This is a genomic window from Leucobacter sp. VD1 (genome assembly GCF_037150695.1).
Taxonomy (GTDB): Bacteria; Actinomycetota; Actinomycetes; order Actinomycetales; family Microbacteriaceae; genus Leucobacter.
Window position 1 is genome coordinate 43,536 of the sequence record NZ_JBBCPO010000004.1, and the last position, 16,971, is coordinate 60,506.

At 67.4% G+C, this 16,971-nt stretch carries 18 protein-coding genes and 1 tRNA gene; 11 read left to right on the forward strand and 8 right to left on the reverse strand.

The window, feature by feature from the left end; translation table 11 throughout:
• Positions 1-31: 31 nt before the first annotated feature.
• The 3 genes from WFL22_RS12185 (at position 32) to WFL22_RS12195 (ending at position 2,544) form a co-directional block, all read left to right on the forward strand.
• Positions 32-688, forward strand: a complete 657-nt coding sequence (locus WFL22_RS12185) for an amino acid ABC transporter permease (protein WP_336653135.1) — start codon at positions 32-34, stop codon at positions 686-688.
• Positions 685-1,605 carry an amino acid ABC transporter permease gene (locus tag WFL22_RS12190; RefSeq protein ID WP_336653134.1) on the forward strand — a complete coding sequence of 307 codons (921 nt, stop codon included), beginning with the start codon at positions 685-687 and terminating at the stop codon, positions 1,603-1,605. The genes WFL22_RS12185 and WFL22_RS12190 overlap by 4 nt, the downstream gene beginning before the upstream one ends.
• A gap of 135 nt (positions 1,606-1,740) precedes the next feature.
• Positions 1,741-2,544 carry a TSUP family transporter gene (locus WFL22_RS12195; RefSeq protein ID WP_442918980.1) on the forward strand — a complete coding sequence of 268 codons (804 nt, stop codon included), beginning with the start codon at positions 1,741-1,743 and terminating at the stop codon, positions 2,542-2,544.
• 43 nt (positions 2,545-2,587) lie between these two features.
• On the opposite strand, the gene greA is transcribed toward WFL22_RS12195, so the two are convergent.
• On the reverse strand, positions 2,588-3,073 hold the full coding sequence (gene greA, locus WFL22_RS12200; protein WP_336653133.1) for a transcription elongation factor GreA: 486 nt from the start codon (positions 3,071-3,073) through the stop codon (positions 2,588-2,590).
• A 149-nt stretch (positions 3,074-3,222) separates the two neighbouring features.
• The gene (locus WFL22_RS12205) at positions 3,223-3,705 is read right to left on the reverse strand and encodes a DUF4307 domain-containing protein (RefSeq protein WP_336993044.1); all 483 of its coding nucleotides are present in this window, start codon (positions 3,703-3,705) and stop codon (positions 3,223-3,225) included.
• A gap of 84 nt (positions 3,706-3,789) precedes the next feature.
• Here WFL22_RS12205 and mca point away from each other — a divergent pair, with 84 nt between their 5' ends.
• Genes mca through recQ form a run of 3 tightly spaced genes read left to right on the forward strand, consistent with a single transcriptional unit; the run spans position 3,790 to position 7,031 of the window.
• The gene (gene mca / locus WFL22_RS12210; protein ID WP_336993046.1) at positions 3,790-4,656 is read left to right on the forward strand and encodes a mycothiol conjugate amidase Mca; all 867 of its coding nucleotides are present in this window, start codon (positions 3,790-3,792) and stop codon (positions 4,654-4,656) included.
• Positions 4,653-4,913 (forward strand): hypothetical protein, encoded by a 261-nt coding sequence (locus tag WFL22_RS12215; protein WP_336653130.1) that lies wholly within the window; start codon positions 4,653-4,655, stop codon positions 4,911-4,913. The genes mca and WFL22_RS12215 overlap by 4 nt, the downstream gene beginning before the upstream one ends.
• A 6-nt stretch (positions 4,914-4,919) precedes the next feature.
• The gene (recQ, locus tag WFL22_RS12220; RefSeq protein WP_442918981.1) at positions 4,920-7,031 is read left to right on the forward strand and encodes a DNA helicase RecQ; all 2,112 of its coding nucleotides are present in this window, start codon (positions 4,920-4,922) and stop codon (positions 7,029-7,031) included.
• A gap of 138 nt (positions 7,032-7,169) precedes the next feature.
• Here the strand turns inward: recQ and trhA are convergent, their stop codons facing one another.
• The gene (gene trhA, locus WFL22_RS12225; RefSeq protein WP_336993048.1) at positions 7,170-7,973 is read right to left on the reverse strand and encodes a PAQR family membrane homeostasis protein TrhA; all 804 of its coding nucleotides are present in this window, start codon (positions 7,971-7,973) and stop codon (positions 7,170-7,172) included.
• 102 nt (positions 7,974-8,075) lie between these two features.
• Between trhA and WFL22_RS12230 the strand changes: the two genes are divergently transcribed.
• The 4 genes from WFL22_RS12230 to WFL22_RS12245 all read left to right on the forward strand — a co-directional run bounded on the left by WFL22_RS12230 (position 8,076) and on the right by WFL22_RS12245 (position 12,065).
• Positions 8,076-8,861, forward strand: coding sequence for an isoprenyl transferase (locus WFL22_RS12230; RefSeq protein ID WP_336993050.1), 786 nt, complete (start codon positions 8,076-8,078; stop codon positions 8,859-8,861).
• Positions 8,858-9,655: an SDR family NAD(P)-dependent oxidoreductase gene (locus WFL22_RS12235; protein WP_336993051.1), complete on the forward strand. Its 798-nt coding sequence runs from the start codon at positions 8,858-8,860 to the stop codon at positions 9,653-9,655. The genes WFL22_RS12230 and WFL22_RS12235 overlap by 4 nt, the downstream gene beginning before the upstream one ends.
• 89 nt (positions 9,656-9,744) lie before the next feature.
• Positions 9,745-11,145: an amidohydrolase gene (locus WFL22_RS12240; RefSeq protein WP_336653126.1), complete on the forward strand. Its 1,401-nt coding sequence runs from the start codon at positions 9,745-9,747 to the stop codon at positions 11,143-11,145.
• 164 nt (positions 11,146-11,309) lie between these two features.
• Positions 11,310-12,065, forward strand: a complete 756-nt coding sequence (locus tag WFL22_RS12245; protein ID WP_336993053.1) for a nucleoside phosphorylase — start codon at positions 11,310-11,312, stop codon at positions 12,063-12,065.
• A 96-nt stretch (positions 12,066-12,161) separates the two neighbouring features.
• Here the strand turns inward: WFL22_RS12245 and WFL22_RS12250 are convergent, their stop codons facing one another.
• On the reverse strand, positions 12,162-12,653 hold the full coding sequence (locus WFL22_RS12250) for an S-ribosylhomocysteine lyase (protein WP_336653124.1): 492 nt from the start codon (positions 12,651-12,653) through the stop codon (positions 12,162-12,164).
• 163 nt (positions 12,654-12,816) lie between these two features.
• Positions 12,817-13,119, reverse strand: a complete 303-nt coding sequence (locus tag WFL22_RS12255; protein WP_336653123.1) for a hypothetical protein — start codon at positions 13,117-13,119, stop codon at positions 12,817-12,819.
• A 272-nt stretch (positions 13,120-13,391) separates the two neighbouring features.
• Here WFL22_RS12255 and WFL22_RS12260 point away from each other — a divergent pair, with 272 nt between their 5' ends.
• The gene (locus WFL22_RS12260) at positions 13,392-13,949 is read left to right on the forward strand and encodes a phosphorylase family protein (RefSeq protein ID WP_336653122.1); all 558 of its coding nucleotides are present in this window, start codon (positions 13,392-13,394) and stop codon (positions 13,947-13,949) included.
• Between the two features lie 117 nt (positions 13,950-14,066).
• Here WFL22_RS12260 and WFL22_RS12265 read toward each other — a convergent pair.
• The 3 genes from WFL22_RS12265 to WFL22_RS12275 form a co-directional block, all read right to left on the reverse strand.
• Positions 14,067-14,157 (reverse strand) — tRNA-Ser (locus tag WFL22_RS12265).
• 77 nt (positions 14,158-14,234) lie between these two features.
• Positions 14,235-15,308: a helix-turn-helix transcriptional regulator gene (locus WFL22_RS12270; RefSeq protein WP_336993088.1), complete on the reverse strand. Its 1,074-nt coding sequence runs from the start codon at positions 15,306-15,308 to the stop codon at positions 14,235-14,237.
• A 191-nt stretch (positions 15,309-15,499) separates the two neighbouring features.
• A complete protein-coding gene (locus tag WFL22_RS12275) occupies positions 15,500-16,864 on the reverse strand; it encodes an ATP-binding protein (protein WP_336993055.1) in 1,365 nt (454 codons plus the stop codon).
• Positions 16,865-16,971 lie beyond the last annotated feature (107 nt).

A 16,971-nucleotide genomic window follows, 5' to 3' on the forward strand; every position in this document is an offset into this window, starting at 1 on the left:
CCGGCGGCCCTCGCTCAGGAGGGGAAGGCGCATGGACGTCATCTTCGGGAACCTCGATCTCTGGGGGACCGCGATTAAGAACACCCTGCTGGTGTTCTTCGGAGGCGGGGTGCTCGCCCTGGTGCTCGGCGTCATCGTTGGCGCTATGCGGGTCTCACCAGTGCCGATCGCGCGTGGGGTGGGCACCGTCTACGTCAACATCATCCGCAATACGCCGCTGACGCTGGTGTTCTTCTTCTTCGTCCTCGGGTACCCCGCGCTCGGGCTCCCGAAGATGAGCACGCTGCTGCTCGGCATCCTCGCCATTGGCATCTACACGGCCACCTATGTTGCCGAGGTGCTGCGAGCGGGAATCAACACCGTGCCTGTGGGGCAAGCCGAGGCTGCGCGGGCCATCGGCCTGCCGTTCGGGCAGGTCATGGGTCTTGTGGTGCTGCCGCAGGCATTCCGCTCGGTGGTGCCGCCGATGATGAGCGTGTTCATCGCCCTGCTGAAGAACACCACCGTGGCGGCTGGCTTCTCGGTTGCCGAGCTCGCCGCACTGCGCGCCACGATCAATGATTCCGCCGGACGCCCCGGCAGCCCGATGGAGGTGCTGCTCTGGGTGGCGCTGGTGTTCGTGGTGCTCGTGTTCATCCTGAGCTTCGTGCAGAACCGTCTTGAGAAGAAGTGGAGGATCATTCGATGACTTCCGTACTGTACGACGTTCCAGGGCCGAGGGCGATCCTGCGCAATCGGCTGATCGCGGTGGCGACGGTAGTGGTGATCGGTGCCCTGGCGGCGTTCCTGATCTACCGGTTGGCGCTCTCCGGCCAGTTCTCCGCAACGAAGTGGGGGCTGTTCACCTACACCGCGATCTGGGAGCAGATCTTCGCGGCACTCGGCAAGACGCTCGCGGCCTTCGGCCTCGCGGCAGTGCTGAGCATCGTGCTCGGCTTCGTGCTCGCCATCGGCCGGCTGTCTGACCATCGCTGGGTGCGCGGCCCTTTCATGGGGGTCACCGAGATCTTCCGCGCGGTGCCGGTGCTGGTCATGATGATGCTGCTCTACTACGGCTTGCCGTCGGTGGGGGTGCGCATGGAGCCGTACTGGGCGGTGGTGATCGCGCTCGTGGTCTACAACGGCTCAGTGCTCGCCGAGGCGCTGCGCGCCGGCATCGAGGCGCTTCCCCGCGGGCAGAAGGAAGCCGGGTATTCGATTGGTCTGCGCAAGAGCGGTGTGATGCGGCTCATCCTGCTGCCGCAGGCGGTGCGGTCAATGCTGCCCGTGATTGTTGCGCAGCTCGTGGTGACGATGAAGGATACGGCGCTCGGCTTCATCATCACCTACCCCGAACTGCTGTACCTCGCAAAGCAGCTCAGCAGCAATGTGCAGTTCGGCCGCCCGCTGCTGCAGTCTGCCTTCGTTATCGGCGGCATCTACATCATCATGTGCCTGATGCTCTCCGGCCTGGCGAAGTGGTTCGAGATCCGCACGCGCAAGAACCCGAGGGCCCGAGGCGGCGCGGCCGGCACCCCGACGGAGACCGTCCCGGTGCAGCCGGGCGACCCGCGGTTGCATGAGGCGGGCACGACCACCGAGGTGATCGCGACGCAGGGGAGATAGGCGGCGGCGCGCTCCCGTAGCCGCGGGAGCGGATCGCAGTTCAGGCGGAGGTTTTCGACGACGAGAACCTCCGCCTGAACTGCGATGCACGGGGTGAACTGCGGCCGCGCGGTTTCGATGTGAAAGGGTGTGCTGGTGAGCGAGTTCGTGTTCGTGCCCGAGGGCGGCGATTGGACCACCCTCGCGCTGCTGTTCGCGGCGGCGTTCGCCGCGGGGTGGATCGACGCCGTGGTCGGCGGGGGAGGGCTGATCCAGTTGCCGGCGCTGCTGCTCGTGCCCGGCATCACCCCCGTGCAGGCGCTCGCCACGAACAAGCTGGCATCGGTCTTCGGCACAGCAACGAGCAGCGTCACCTACGCCCGGCGCGTGCGGCCCGGTCTGCGCACGGTACTGCCGATGGCGGGGATCGCGCTGCTCGGCTCGTTCGGCGGGGCGACAGTGGCGGCGTTCCTCCCTGCGGCACTCTTCAAACCGATCATCGTGGTCGCCCTGATCGCGGTGGCGCTCATCACCCTGTTCAAGCCCGCGCTTGGTGCGGTCACGCGCCTCAAGCATCGGGGCCGGCGTCACATCGTGATCGCCGGCGCGACGGGCGCGGCCATCGGCTTCTACGACGGGGTGCTGGGGCCGGGCACCGGCACGTTCCTCGTCATCGCGCTCGTCGGCCTGCTGGGCTACGACTTTCTCAGGGCGAGCGCTCAGGCCAAGATCGTCAACTTCGCCACGAATCTCGGCGCGCTGCTCTTCTTCATTCCGCTCGGTGCGGTGCTGTGGCCGCTAGGGCTGGTGATGGGGATCGCGAACGTCGCAGGCAGCTTCATCGGCTCACGCATGGCTATCGCACGGGGCGTGCGATTCGTGCGCGTGCTGTTCCTCGTGGTGGTAAGCGTGCTGGTGGTGAAACTCGGCTTCGACGTGTGGCACGACACCCTCAGCTGAGGGCCGCCCGTGCGCCGCGCCAGCGGCCAGGGGCGGCCGCTGCTCAGCCGGTGTAGGTGTCGACGGCGAGGATCTTCACGGGGATCTGGTTGCCGTTGGGTGCCGAGTAGCTGGTCTCTTCGCCGATACTCAGACCGGTGATGGCGACGCCGAGCGGGCTGTCTGCGCTGTAGACGTCGAGGTCTGAGCCGTCGGCGAGTTCGCGGCTGCCGAGCAGGAAGCGCTCTTCGTCACCGAAGATCTCGGCGGTGACGACGGTGCCGACCTCGACAACACCGCTCGCCTGGGGTGCCTCGCCCACGACGGCGTGCTTCAGCAGCTCTTCCAGGTCGCGGATGCGGGCTTCCATTTTGCCCTGCTCGTCTTTTGCGGCGTGGTAGCCGCCGTTCTCCTTGAGGTCGCCTTCTTCGCGTGCGGCTTCGATGCGCGCTGCGATGTCTTTGCGACCAGGGCCCGAGAGCTCGTCGAGTTCGGCCTTGAGCCGATCGTAGGCGTCTTGAGTCAGCCAGGTCTGGGTGGGCTCGGCCATGTCGATCCTCGTTTCCTTGGTTGTTGCCGGCGAAGTACCGCCGGGGCCGTGCGCGGGAATGCGCAGGGATATACGCAACGCCCCGACGAGATCAGGGCGCAACCTTCAGGATATCAGCGACTCCGCCGCGAGGGGCGGTAGCCGGGCTGCTACTTCTCGATCACCCAGCAGTCGCGCACGGACGCGGCCGTCGCGGGGTTGGTGGTGATGAGGCGCGTGACGATGGTGTGGGTGGGCTCTGCGGTGACGGGCAGTTCTACCACCTTCCAGCCAACGGTGGCCTTCGAGGTGTTGAGGGCTTCGACGGCGCAGGCGACAGGGGTGCTCGGCGGTGCCGTCACCTCGAATTTGACGTCGAGGGCAAAGTCGCTGTCGCGGGTGAAGCCGATGTCCTGCCAGGACACGCGGTTCGTGCTCTGCCAGCCGCTGAAGAGCAGAAAGCCGATGCCTGCGAGCACGAGCAGCGCCGCGGCGATCCAGGCGAATCGTCTGTCGATGCTGCGGCGGCGACCCGTGCCGTAGCGGTCTTCGAGCGACTGCGCGGGCTGGGCGTCGGCGGCGCTTGCGGCCGTGGTGGGCGACGCGCTTGCAGCCCCCGGGGTCGACGGCTGTGCGGATGCGGTCTCCGACACGGGATCCTCCGATGCGCACTGGGTAAACTGTGTAGTCGTTGCCAGCGTACCGGGGTTCGCCCGGGAAGCACGTGAGAGGACCGCATGACCCTTCGACTGATCGCGGTGCACGCCCACCCCGACGACGAGTCGAGCAAGGGCGCGGCGACGTGCGCGCACTATCTCGATCAGGGCGTCGAAGTGCTGATCGTCAGCTGCACCGGTGGTGAGCGCGGCGATGTGCTCAACGAGCTGGTGGCGCGCGATCCGAAGAGTCGCCGTGATCTTGCGGGGTTGCGGCGCGATGAGATGGCGAGTGCGCAGCGCATTATCGGGTTCGAGCATCGCTGGCTGGGGTATCAGGATTCGGGCTTGCCCGCAGAGGGCGATCCGGTGCCTGCGGGCTCGTTCGCGCATATTCCGGCCGAGGTTTCGGCTGAAGCGCTGGTGCGGGTGGTGCGCGAGTTCCGGCCGCATGTGATGATCACCTACAACGAGCAGGGCGGCTACCCCCACCCTGATCACATCCGTTGCCACGAGGTGAGCCGTATCGCGTGGGAGCGTTCGGGTGATGCGAGCGCGTATCCCGATGCGGGCGCACCGTGGAGCATCAAGAAGCTGTACTACGAAGAGATTTTCAATGCCGAGCGTGTCACCACGGTCTACCAGTGGTTGCTCGATCATGAGCCGGAGTCGCCGCTGATCGGGCAGTTCGCTGAGCTGCGGGAGTGGATGTCGCGCCGCGCGTACCGGGGCACGGCGAAGATCGAGGTGGGGCGCTTCTTCGAGCGTCGCGATGAGGCGTTGCGCGCGCACGCGAGTCAGGTGCCGCCAGATAGCCCGTTCTTCTTCTGGCCGAATGAGTTGCAGCGCGAGGCGTGGCCGTTCGAGGATTACCGGCTTGCGGCGTCGCGTGTGGCGACGAGCGAGTTCGAGGCCGATCTGTTTCAAGGAATCGAGGAGGGCGCGTGAGCGTGTGGAGTGTGGTGGCGCGAGTCGCCGAGGAGAGCACGGAGTTCGACCCGAATAAGGTGACGCCGGGCTTTGAAGGCTTCGTGTTCACGGGTCTGATGGCGGCGGGCATTATTGTGCTCGGCTTCTTGCTGGTGGGGCGTTTGCGTCGCAATGCGTACCGGCATCAGGTGCGTGAGGATATCGAGCGCGAGCTCGGTGCAGAGGAGAACGGCGGGGAGCCGGATCGCGATCCTGAGTCCGATCAGCGGGGCTGAGGGCGGGTGATTGACGGCGGCGATTCCGTGTTCGGTGTCGAGCCGGGGGCGTTCGGTGATTTCGGCGGAGCTGATTTCGATGGCTCTGATTTCGATTCCGAGGAGCGGTGGCCGGGGGAGGCCTGGGGTGCGCCGGCTCCGGTGGGCTGGGCGGATCGCGGGGTGCCGCCCGTCGTGAGTTCTCGCGACGCATCGGTGCCTGGCGCTGCGTCGCCTGGCCTGGCGTCGCCGTCGTCCGCACCCGCTGCGCCGGCTGGTGGCCCGCATGTGGGGCAGGATCCGCTGGCGGTGCTCGCCGAGGTCTTCGGGTATGACGCGTTCCGCGGCGACCAAGAGGAGATTGTTCGCCAGGTGATCGGCGGCGGTGACGCGGTGGTGCTGATGCCCACGGGTGGCGGCAAGTCGATCTGCTACCAGATTCCCGCGCTGGTGCGTGAGGGCACGGGGGTGGTGCTGTCGCCGCTCGTAGCGCTGATGCACGATCAGGTGGCGGCGCTGCAGCTGGTGGGGGTGCGGGCCGCGGCACTCAACTCGGCGATGTCGATCGAGGATCGCCGTGAGGTCGAGCGCGCCTACCGTGCGGGCGAGCTCGATGTGCTCTATCTCGCTCCCGAGCGACTTTCGGCCCCCGGCACGGTGCAGTTGCTGGAACAGGGGCGTATCGCGCTGTTCGCGATTGACGAGGCGCACTGCGTGTCGCAGTGGGGCCATGATTTTCGCCCCGACTATCTGCGCCTGGGAGCGCTCGCAGAGCGCTGGCCCGATGTGCCGCGCATCGCACTCACGGCGACGGCAACGCCCGAAACGCATCGCGAGATCACCGAGCGCCTGCACCTGGAGCAGGCGAAGCACTTCGTGTCGAGCTTTGACCGCCCGAATATTCGCTACCGCATCGTGTCGAAGCAGAACGTGCGTGCGCAGCTCATCTCCTTCATTCGCGGCGAGCACGCGGGTGAGGCCGGCATCGTCTATGCGCTGAGTCGTAAGCGCGTCGAGCAGACCGCTGCCGCGCTGCGCGACGCCGGTGTCGATGCCGTGGCCTATCACGCTGGTCTGCCCGCGCACGAGCGTCTTGAAGCGCAGACCCGCTTCTTGCGTGAGGATGGTGTGGTGGTGGTTGCCACGATCGCCTTCGGTATGGGCATCGACAAGCCCGATGTGCGGTTCGTGGCGCACATCGATCTGCCGAAGTCGATCGAGGGGTATTACCAGGAGACGGGGCGCGCGGGCCGTGACGGGCTGCCCTCCGAGGGCTGGCTCGCGTATGGGCTGCAAGATGTGGTGCAGCAGCGCCAGATGATCGAGTCGGGTGATGGCGATGCGGTGACGAAGGCCAGCCAGACCAGGCATCTCAATCAGATGCTCGCCTTGTGCGAGGGCGTGGCGTGTCGGCGGCGCTTCCTGATCCGCTATTTCGGGCAGGAGGCTGCTGAGACGTGCGGCAACTGCGATGTGTGTCTCGACCCGCCGAAGTTGTGGGATGCGACGATTCCCGCGCAGATGTTGCTGTCGACGATTATCCGTACGCAGCGCGAGCGCGGCCGCAGCTATGCGGCGGGCCAGCACATCGATGTGTTGCGCGGGGTCGCATCTGAGCGGGTCTCGCAGATGCGTCTCGATGAGTTGTCGACCTGGAACATCGGCTCGGAGTGGTCGGTGGCGCAGTGGCGCGGGCTGGTGCGGCATCTGCTCGCGGTGGGGGTGCTCGAAGCCCGCGGCGAGTGGGGTGTGCTCGCTCCCACGGAGGCGGCGAAGCCTGTGCTGCGCGGCGAGGAGCAGGTCATGATGCGCGAGGAGGTCGTGGTGAAGGCCGGCGCGGCCCGGGGCGCGCGCGGTGTGCGTGCGGGCGGATCGGCGGCAGGCTCGAAGCGATCCGCTGCTGCCGCTGATCTCAGCCCCGAGCAGGCCGAATGCTTCGAACGGTTGCGCGAGTGGCGGGCAGGCGAGGCACGCAAGCAGGGTGTGCCGGGCTACGTGGTCTTCGGCGATGCGACCCTCGCAGCGCTCGCGGTGCACCGGCCGGCAAGCGATGACGAAATGCTCGCGATCTCGGGCATCGGTCAGGTCAAGCTCGAGCGATACGGGGCCGCGGTGCTCGAAGTGCTCGCCGCCGCGTGACGGGGCAAAAGCGGGTGCGCTGCTGCGCTCGCCGCCGAGACGCGAGGTGTTTCACATGAAACACTCGTGAACGGCGCAGGAGGTTCTGATCCGCCCCGAACAGGCGCGCGCAGTAGGCGAGGATCTGCGAGACACGCCCTACCGCAGGTAGACAGGGTCGAGCGCGACGAGCAGCGCCGCGGTCCAGTGGCACAGGAACGCGAGCACCGTCAGTGCGTGGAAGATTTCGTGGAACCCGAACACCCCGGGCACTGGATTTGGCCGCTTGAGGCCGTAGACTACCGAGCCGAGCGTGTAGAGCAGGCCGCCCACGATCACGAGCACCATCGCGGCCGGGCTCGCATGATAGATGTCGACGAGGAACATCACGGCGGCCCAGCCGAGGAGCACGTACAGCGGCACATAGAGCCAGCGCGGAGCGCCGATCCAGAACACTCTGAATCCGATGCCCAGCAGCGCGCCTGCCCACACGAGCACCAGCAGCAGCACGCCCTTGTCGAGTGGCAGTGCGAGCAGTGCGATGGGGGTGTACGTGCCAGCGATCAGCAGGAAGATATTGGCGTGGTCGAGGCGGCGGAACACCTGCTTCGTGCTGGGCTTCCAGTTGAAACGGTGGTACAGCGCCGAAATGCCAAAAAGCAGCATGCTCGACAGCATGTAGACGAGCGAGGCCCACTTCGCGACGGGGCCGTGCGCGAGCGAGATGAGCACGATGCCGGCGGCGACGGCCACGGGGAACATGCCGGCGTGGATCCAGCCCCGCCAACGGGGCTTCGCCTCTGACCCCGCTGCCGAGGCAGGCTCGCCGCCTGGCTGGTCGTGGGCGTGGTCGAGCGCGTCTGCGAGCAGCGGAAGCGAGAACGTGTCAGGCTCGGGGAACCGGTGCCTCTCGGTCTGCTCGGAGTGCGGGCGAAGATCGTCGGTGGAGCCGTTCGTGCTCATGCTTCGAGTGTAGGGTCGGCACAGTTCTGAGGGGGCATATATGTGGAGATCCCCAGCTGGGGTGGTCGGGGGCGCGGCCGGGGCAGGCGATACACTCTGAGGGTGAATGCCCCGCCCACGACGCCGCGCGCCGGACTGCTCTACCGGCTCTACCAGCGGCGCCTGCGCCGGGAAATCGACCCGCGTCGGGTGCCCCAGCACATCGCTGTGATCGTCGACGGCAATCGTCGCTGGGCCAAGCAGCGCCTGCAAGAACGCGCCTCCTTCGGGCACCGTGCCGGCGCGCAGAAGGTGCCCGAGTTTCTGGGGTGGTGCGAAGAGGCCGGCGTGCACACTGCCACTCTCTACCTGCTTTCGGCAGACAACCTTGGGGCGCGCGACCGCCAAGAACTCGAAGACCTTTTTGGCATCATCGCGGCGCTCGCTGCGCAACTCGCCGGGAATCCGCGCTGGCGGGTCAAACACGTGGGCTCCTGCGAAGGGCTTTCCCCAGAGCTCGTCGCCGCCCTGCGCGATGCCGAGCAGCGCACCGCCGATCACGAGGGGCTGCACATCAACCTCGCGGTCGGGTATGGCGGGCGCAGCGAGATCACCTCGGCGGTGCGCGACATCATCGCCGAGCACCAGGCCGCCGGTGGCACGATCGACACCCTCGCCGAGCACCTCACCCCGGAGAACATCGGCGAGCACCTATGGACGCGGGGCCAGGCAGACCCCGACCTCGTGATCCGCACCTCAGGCGAGCAGCGGCTCAGCGACTTCATGATCTGGCAGTCGGCGCACTCCGAGTTCTACTTCGTCGAGGCGCTCTACCCCGATCTACGCGAGGTCGACTTCTTGCGGGCGCTGCGCGACTACTCTTCACGGCAACGAAGGATGGGAAAGTGAACGCGGTGCGTGATGTGCAACTGCCTGATCTGAGCGCACAGCGAGTGCTGGTGACGGGTGCCTCCGGCGGTGTCGGCAGCGGGATCGCCAGGCGTTTCGCTGCTGCCGGCGCGCACGTCGCCGTGCACTACCGGGGTGCGTCGGCGGCGTCGATCGATGCGGCATTCACGCTGGTCGAGGAGCTGCGGGAACGCGGTGGCGTCGCTGTGGCGGTGCGAGCGGATCTCGGAGAGCCAGGCTCTGCGGCACGCCTGGTCGACGAGGCGGTGCGGGCGCTCGGCGGTCTTGACGGGCTCGTCAACAACGCCGGTATTCAGCCGCTCGCCACCCTCGCCGAGACCTCGCGCGAAGAGTGGGACGAGGTGCTTGCCACGAACCTGGGGGCCGTGTTCGAGCTGTCGCAGGCTGCTGCGGCGGCCATGGGCGACGCCGAGTGCAACCGGTGGATCACGCATATCGCGTCGATCGAGGCGAGCCGCCCTGCTCCGGCGCATGCGCACTACGCAGTGGCGAAAGCGGGGCTTGTGATGCACGCCCGTGCGGCGGCGCTCGAACTGGGGCCCGCGGGGATCCGCGTGAACACGGTGTCGCCCGGACTTGTGGATCGCCCCGGGCTTGCCGAAGCTTGGCCGGAGGGTGTGGAGAGCTGGATCGCGCGCGCCCCGCTCGGCCGTCTTGCGACCGCCGACGACATTGGCAACGCCTGCGTGCTGCTGGCGTCGCCCGCTGCCGCGTTCATCACCGGGCAGGATCTCGCCGTCGACGGCGGCATGCTCGCCACCCCCGGCTGGTAGCTGCGGCAGTCGCCGCGCGGCTGCGTCGCGGAAGGCACGAGAGTGTCAGTGGCTGACGATACAGTGGGCGTGGACGAGAGGAGCCACGCATGAGCGAGACGATTCTGAGGGCCGACGCGATGCTCACCCCTGGCGGGGTTGTGGTCGACGCCGAGCTCGCATTCGACGCCGATGGGCGCATCACCTACGCGGGAGCGGTGCGCTCCGAGAGCATCGCCAATCTCGATCTCGGCGAGCCGCAGGGCAGCGCGGGCGTCAGCCCCGCAGTTCATGAGACCGGCGTGCCCGCCCACTCGGGTCGGGTGACACACGATCTCACGGGCCACGTGCTCATGCCGGGGCTCGTGAACGGCCACACCCACTCGGCCATGACCCTGCTGCGCGGCGTCTCAGACGACGAGGGCTTCATGCCCTGGCTCGCCGCCGTGCAGGCGCTCGAGCAGCACCTCACGCACGAAGATGTCGCACTCGGCCTGCAGCTCGCGATGGTCGAGATGATCGAGACCGGCACGGTCGCCTTCGCCGATATGTACCACTGGGACGAATCCCTCGTCGAGCTGGTGCGGTCGGCCGGTATGCGGGCCATGGTCGCACTGGCCTCGTTCGCTCCCGATGCCGTTGGATTCCCCGGGGTGTCGCCCTGGAACGGGGCCGAGGTGACCGCGCGCACAGAGGCGCTCGCCGCCCAGTACGCAGGCGATCCGCAGATCCGCATCGCCTACGGCCCTCACGCGCCCTACACCTGCCCGCCTGACTTCCTGCGCGACATCACCGCCCGCGCACTCGAACGTGGCATCCCGATCCACACCCACATCTCCGAATCGGCGGCCGAGGTCGCGCAGATCCTCGAACAGTACGGTGCGACCCCGGGCGACCACCTCGCCTCACTCGGTCTCTTCGACGCCGAGGTGCTTGCGGCACACTGCGTGCACCTCACCGAGGGCGAGATCGAACTATTCGCCCGCACGGGCACGGCAGTGAGCCACAACCCGGTATCCAACCTTAAGCTCGGCAACGGCATCGCGCCGCTCCCCGCCTGGCAGCGTGCGGGGTTGCGCATCTCTCTCGGCACCGACTCCGTCGCGAGCAACAACACGCTCGACTTGTTCGAGGAGATCAAGACCGGCACCATTCTGCATCGCGGCGTGCACCAGGACGCCGCGATCGTGCGGGCCGCCGACCTGCTCGACATCGCCACCAGGGGCGGCGCCGAGGCGATCGGCTTCCCCGACTCAGGCGCGCTCGAAGTTGGCGGCTTCGCCGATGTCATCGCGCTCGATATCTCAGGAGCCGCCGCGACACCGCTTGACCTGGCAGCTCAGCCGGCCGCTCTCGTCTCGCACCTCGGCTTTGCGGCGACCGGAGCCGATGTGCGCCACGTGTTCATCGGTGGCCGTCACGTCTATGCAGATGGTGAGCACCTCACCCTCGATGCCCCGGCAATCCGAGAGCGGGCCGCTCAAGCACGATCCCGCCTGCTTGCGGGCTAAACCCGGAGCCGTTCCGTAGATATGGAATCTGCCGAATATATGGTGGATCTTCGGTCGCAGGCCAGATAGTTGGCAGATCCCGTATCTACGGCCGACGGCGAGCTGCACCCGAACTCACTCAGAACCCCCAAGATTCCCGACTCCCCGACTGAAAGGCCTCCGACATGGCACCCGTCCGACTTCCTGCCGACGCCGAACTTCCGCTGCTGCGCGCCAGGGTCTCCGACCTCGCCGACCGCGCGCTCGTGGTCGGCGACCCCGCCCGCGCGGCGCGTGTAGCCGAGCGCCTTGACGATGCCCGCCAGCTCGCCGACAACCGCGAATACCACGTCTATGCGGGCACCCACCGCGGCGTGCCCGTCACCGTCGCCTCCCACGGAGTCGGCGCGGCCGGCGCAGCCGTCTGCTTCGAAGAGCTCGCGCGCGGGGGAGTGACCCGCATCATCCGCTCAGGCACCGCCGGCGGCATGCAGCCCAACGTTGTCGACGGCGCCATCGTGGTCGCCACCGGCGCCGTGCGCGCCGACGGGGTGAGCCACCAGTTGGTGCCCACCGAGTTTCCCGCGCTCGCGACTCCCGAGCTGACAATCGCGCTCAAGGCTGCCGCGGCGCAGACGGGCCTCGACGTGCACAGCGGTGTCGTCGTCACCGGTGACATGTTCTACCCGAGCAACGTGATTACCGGCGTCGACCTGCGCATGTGGCAGCGCGCCGGTGCCGTCGCCGTTGAGATGGAGGCCGCGGCGCTGTTCGTGATCGCCGCGCTGCACGGCATCGAGTCGGGTGCGGTATTCGCAATCGATGGCAACCCACTTGCCGCGCAGGACGAGTCGATGGACGGCTACGACCCTTACCGGGAGATCGTCACCCGCGCTGTCGATGGTGCGCTCGACGCCGCGCTCGACGTGCTCGTGGCGTAGCGGCTACACGCTTCGCACATAACGGGAGCCTCGCTCTGCAGCAGTCCGATGGGAATGCTGCAGAGCGAGGCTCCCGTTCGCGGTGCGACCGGTTGCTCAGGCGAGGCGCGAGCGGTCGAAGGCGTCGAGGCTGATGCCCTGATCCAGCACCTGCTTCGCCCACTCCTTCGCCGAGTGCAGGCTGTGGTCGCGGTAGTTGCCGCAGCTCACTGCCTCCGTGCCGGGCACGTCGTCCCAGGTGACCCGCTCAACGAGGTCTTCGAGAGAGCTCTTGATCGCCGCGCCCACCTGTTCGGGAGTGGGCTCGCCCCAGGCGATCATGTGGAAGCCGGTGCGGCAGCCGAACGGCGAGATGTCGATCAGTCCGTCGAAGCGGGTGCGCAGCAGAGCGGCGATGGTGTGCTCGATGGTGTGCAGGCCTGCCGTGGGAATCTCGCCCTGGTTTGGCTGCACGAGCCTGATGTCGTAGTTGGAGATCGCGTCGCCCTTGGGCCCGTGCTCCACCCCGATCAGGCGCACATAGGGGGCCAACACCTTCGTGTGGTCCAGGGAGAAGCTTTCAACCTCGGCAAGTTCGACATCGCTCATGCCGCCAGTGTAGCGACGGCTGCCGGGGGCGGTGCGAGTGTGACAGCGGCTTGCGGCGCGGGGTATTGGGGGTGCGGATCCGCCTTCGGTGAGACCTGAACCGACGTGCCCGCTGCGGCCCCGGAGCACCGGAGCACCGGAGCGCCGGGTCACCGGAGCGCGCCTACGCGGCGCGGGCGAGGTCGCGACGGGTGAGCGCGATGCGGGCGCGGGATCCGGGTGCTTCGGGGTCTTCGGATACCCGCACCTCCCACCCTGCGTGGTCGAGCCGGTTCAGATCGCCGCGGGCTTCGTCGAGATTGTCGGTTTCGACGAGGTACATGGTGTGGCCGCCGGTGCGGTACACGGAGCGGTGCTGCGCCCACTCGGGCACGCGCATCTCGGTGTCGTCGCCGAGGGAATGGTAGGGGGTGCGCAGCGGGCGCCGACGACGCTGCTGCAGGTCGATGATGTTCTGTGTTTCCATGATGAGTCCTTTCGAACCGCACCACCGTGGTGCGGTTGTTCTCTGAAATGCGCACGACGCATGCCAAGGCGGCCATGCAGGCCGGGCCGTGCTGCTGAGCTTCGCGGGACCCGCGGAGTTGATCTCTCGACGCCGTGAATCTCTCCGATTCCTCGGGCGGAAACGCGTGCCTCTCGGAAGCTCAACTCACAAGTTTAGAACAAGTCTTCGAAAAACGCTAGTGTGGGGTGCGTTCGCATCGACAGGCGCCCGTCGCCATGAGGAGATCAGCCATGCCCCAGCCCGCCACGCTGCTCGTATTCGCGCACCGCGATGAGGCCTCCGCCTTCGCCGACGTGCCTCACCTGGTGACAGGGGTGGGCAAGGTGAACGCGGCTGTGTCGTTGGCGAGTGCCCTCGCAGAGGGAGGCGTGGAGCGTGTTGTTGTGCTCGGCACGGCGGGAGTGGTGAGCGACGGGCCCGAGCGCCCGAGCCTCGAAGAGGTGTATCAGATCACTGGCGTGGTGCAGCACGATTTCTCGCTGCCCTCACCTGAGCTTCGCCCTGCAGGGGACACGATGCTGCCGCCCGAGCGAACCGCGGTGATTGCCACCGGCGACGTTTTCGTAAAGGATGACGCGCAGCGCGGTCACATCGCGAGCCTTGGAGCCTCGCTCGTCGATATGGAGGCCTATGCTTTCGCGAGCGTCTGCGAGCGCTTCGGGGTGCCGCTGCAGATGTTCAAGGTGCCCTCTGACTTCGCCGACAGCTCGACCACCGATGAGGAGTGGGACACGATCGTGTTCCGCAAGAGTGAGCAGCTGCGCGAGTTCTGGAACCGCCTCGGCTGAGCTGGCGCGCGCGGGCGGTGCGTGAGGCCATCCCGCACCGCCCGCGCGGCCAGCCGGCCCGGATATGACAAAGGCCCCGGATCCGCTGATTTCTCAGGAATCTCGGGGCCTTCGCGCTGGCGGTGACGGTGGGATTTGAACCCACGGTGCGGGGTTACCGCACACGACTTTTCGAGAGTCGCACCTTCGGCCGCTCGGACACGTCACCGCGAAAAAGAATACGGCATCCGCTTGCGCAACGCGAATCGAGGGCGAATCATCGGGCGTGTTGGGGCCGCGACGCCCTTATGCGATGCGCATGTACGGCGATTGCTGTGGTTTCGGTGGCCGCTTCGGCCCTCGCTGCACAGCGCGCAATTCGGCACCGACGGCACCGCCGGCACCACCGGCCCCGCTTCCGCCCCCAGCACTCCCAGCGCCTCCAACCCCGCCGTCAATGCCGTGAAGCTTCGCACGCATCGCGTCCCGATTCGCGACACCGAGTTTGGCGCGCGCCTGCGCGAGGTGGGATTCGACGGTGCGCACGCTGCACCGCATGCGCTCGGCGATCTGACGGTTGCTCAGGCCCTCCGCTGCGAGCTGGGCGGTGACGGCCTCGCGTGGGGTGAGGCGTTCGCGTGGCGCATCCTCGACGGTGCCTGCGTCGTACCAGGGCACCTGCTGCTCGATGGCTGCGGCGAGTGCTGCGAGGCGTGCGTCGGCTGCTGCGACGCTGCCGCTCGCGCGTCGACGCAGAAAAATGCGGCGGGCCTCCCGCAGCGCGTGGGCCGCGGGGCCCGGCATACCTCCCGTGTCGAGTGCCTCGGCCGCTCGCATGAGGGCGGCGGGGTTCTGGGTGCGTAGCGCTTCGAGGTGCGCGCGAATTATCCTGCGATACGGCAGCTCTTCGATCTGTGCTGCTTCGCTGCGATCGATTGCGGCGCTTGGCCGGGTTCTGCCGCTGAGCGGCGACAGCTCTGCGAAGGTTTCGGGCCGCAGCGCATCGAACGATCCCGAGAAGTATCGGAACAGCTGCGCGCTGTACGAGCGGTTCGGCGCCTGAGTGGCAAGCTCTTCCGACAGCGTTGCAGTGGTTTGCGCAATGAGCGTTTGCAGTCGGTACGCGATGAAGCGGGGCGCGTGAGTGGCGAAGCCCTCCCACTCCGAGGCGGCTCGTGCGAGATCGCTGCACAGCAGCGCGGTGCGGGCGGCGGTCAGGTGGGTCAGCCAGATGCGGTGGCGGGATGCGCCGGGGAGATGGTCGACGAGATCGTGGATGCGGCCGTCGTCGTCGCGCTTGCCGGGGGCGAAGAACCGCACGAGGGCGCCGGCGACGAGCGAGGTCACGAGCAGGTCGCGCAACAGCTCGGATGATTGCATGGCGATGCGCCCGATCCGCTGCTCCACATTGTCTTGGCCGAGTGAGCGGTAGCTGACCCCGTTGATCGCGGCCTCGCTGGTGAGTAGTTGTTCGGCCAGCAGCGCGATTTCGGGGCGTGGATGCGAGCGCGCGATGCGCAGTAACTCGGGTGCGTCTGAGGCGAGCGGTTGCGAGTCATTCCAGCGGCGGATCACCAGCAGTGCGTCGTCCCATCCCTCATCGAGGTCGGGGTCGGCTTCGAAGGGCAGCCCCGCCTCCGCCGAAAGTCTGGCGCGTAGTGCGAGCTGGGAGATGCGCTCTTCTGGGTCGACGGGTGGGAGCTCGCAGTTGCCTTGCGGGGTTCGGGAGACGAGCAGCGTTTGCAGGCCGGTATGGGCGTCTCGCAACATCGTGGTAAGGCGGGCTCGTCTGACGGGGCAGAGTGCCGGCCCGCGGTTGCCGAGCCGCAGCAGCAGGTCGCGCGCCCGTTCGCCTCGCCGAAGCAGAGGAGATCGTCGATGATGCGCTGCAGGAAGCGCGCGTGGTGCTCGTCGAGCAGCGGGTCTGCGGTGAGCGAGGAGTCGTGGCGGCTGAGCACGCGCGCGCAGAAGATGGCCTCGCGGTCGGGCATGGGGATGCCAAGGGTTTCTTGCGAGAGCAGGTGCATGGCGGTGGACTGCCTGATACCTTTGAGCACTTCGGCGCTGGTGAGGTTGCGCACGGCTGCGGCGTAGAGCTCGGGAACGCCGAACACCTCGACGGAGCCGGGGTGGGGGAGCAGGAAGCCGCTATCGAAGAGGTTCGCCTGGGTCGTCGCCCCGAAGACGTCGGCGATGCCGCTACGGCTGCGCGGGCCGATTTCCGACAGCACCACGGCCGCTGCGACCTGTTCAGAGGAGAGCTGCGCCTCTGCGACGCGCACGGGCTGGTGCAGGGCGGCGAGGTGCATGTCGACGGTGTGGGTGCGGGTGATGCGGGGCCGCGGGGTGCTCGAGAGCGAGCCACTGCGGTGCAGTTGCAGCAGGGTGAGGGCGGCGCCGGGGAGCCCCCACGAGAGTTGCTGGATCGCTGCGACGGTCACCGAGGTGAGCGGCTCGGGGTTCGCGCGGTGCACGATGTTGGCGATTTCGCTATCGGTGAAGGGGGCGAGGCGGATCGAGCGGGTGCGTTCGAGTGTCTGTTGCGCCTCGGGAAAGAGTTCGTAGAGGCGCCGCATGCGCTCGCCGTATCCGGTGTCGACGTGGGCCTCGGTGACTGTGGCGACCACTTTGCCACCGTCGGTGATGTGGCGGGCGATCGCCTGCAGTGTTTCGTAAGAGGCGAGTTCGTAGTCGTCGAAGAGTACGAGGGTGCCGGCGGGCAGCTGTGCGAGCCGCGGCGCTGAGTCGTTCGAGGCACCTCTTGCGACGAGGTGCGGTGTGCCGGTGCTGGTGAGCAGTGCCGAGAGCGCCCGCAGGGTGTGGGTTTTTCCGCTGCCATGCGGTCCTGTGAGAAGAACAGGTTCGTCGGTGTCGCTGAGATGATTCGCGAGAGCCTGAGGTAGCTCGTCTCTGTGCGATGCAGTTCCCCGCTGCATAGCGTCCCCCTTCTGCTTGCCCCGGGGGTGCCTCATGGGAGCATCCCAGGACTGTTGGCACCACCATAGACGGATTCTGCGTGGGTGGGAACGCGATGACAGGGCGT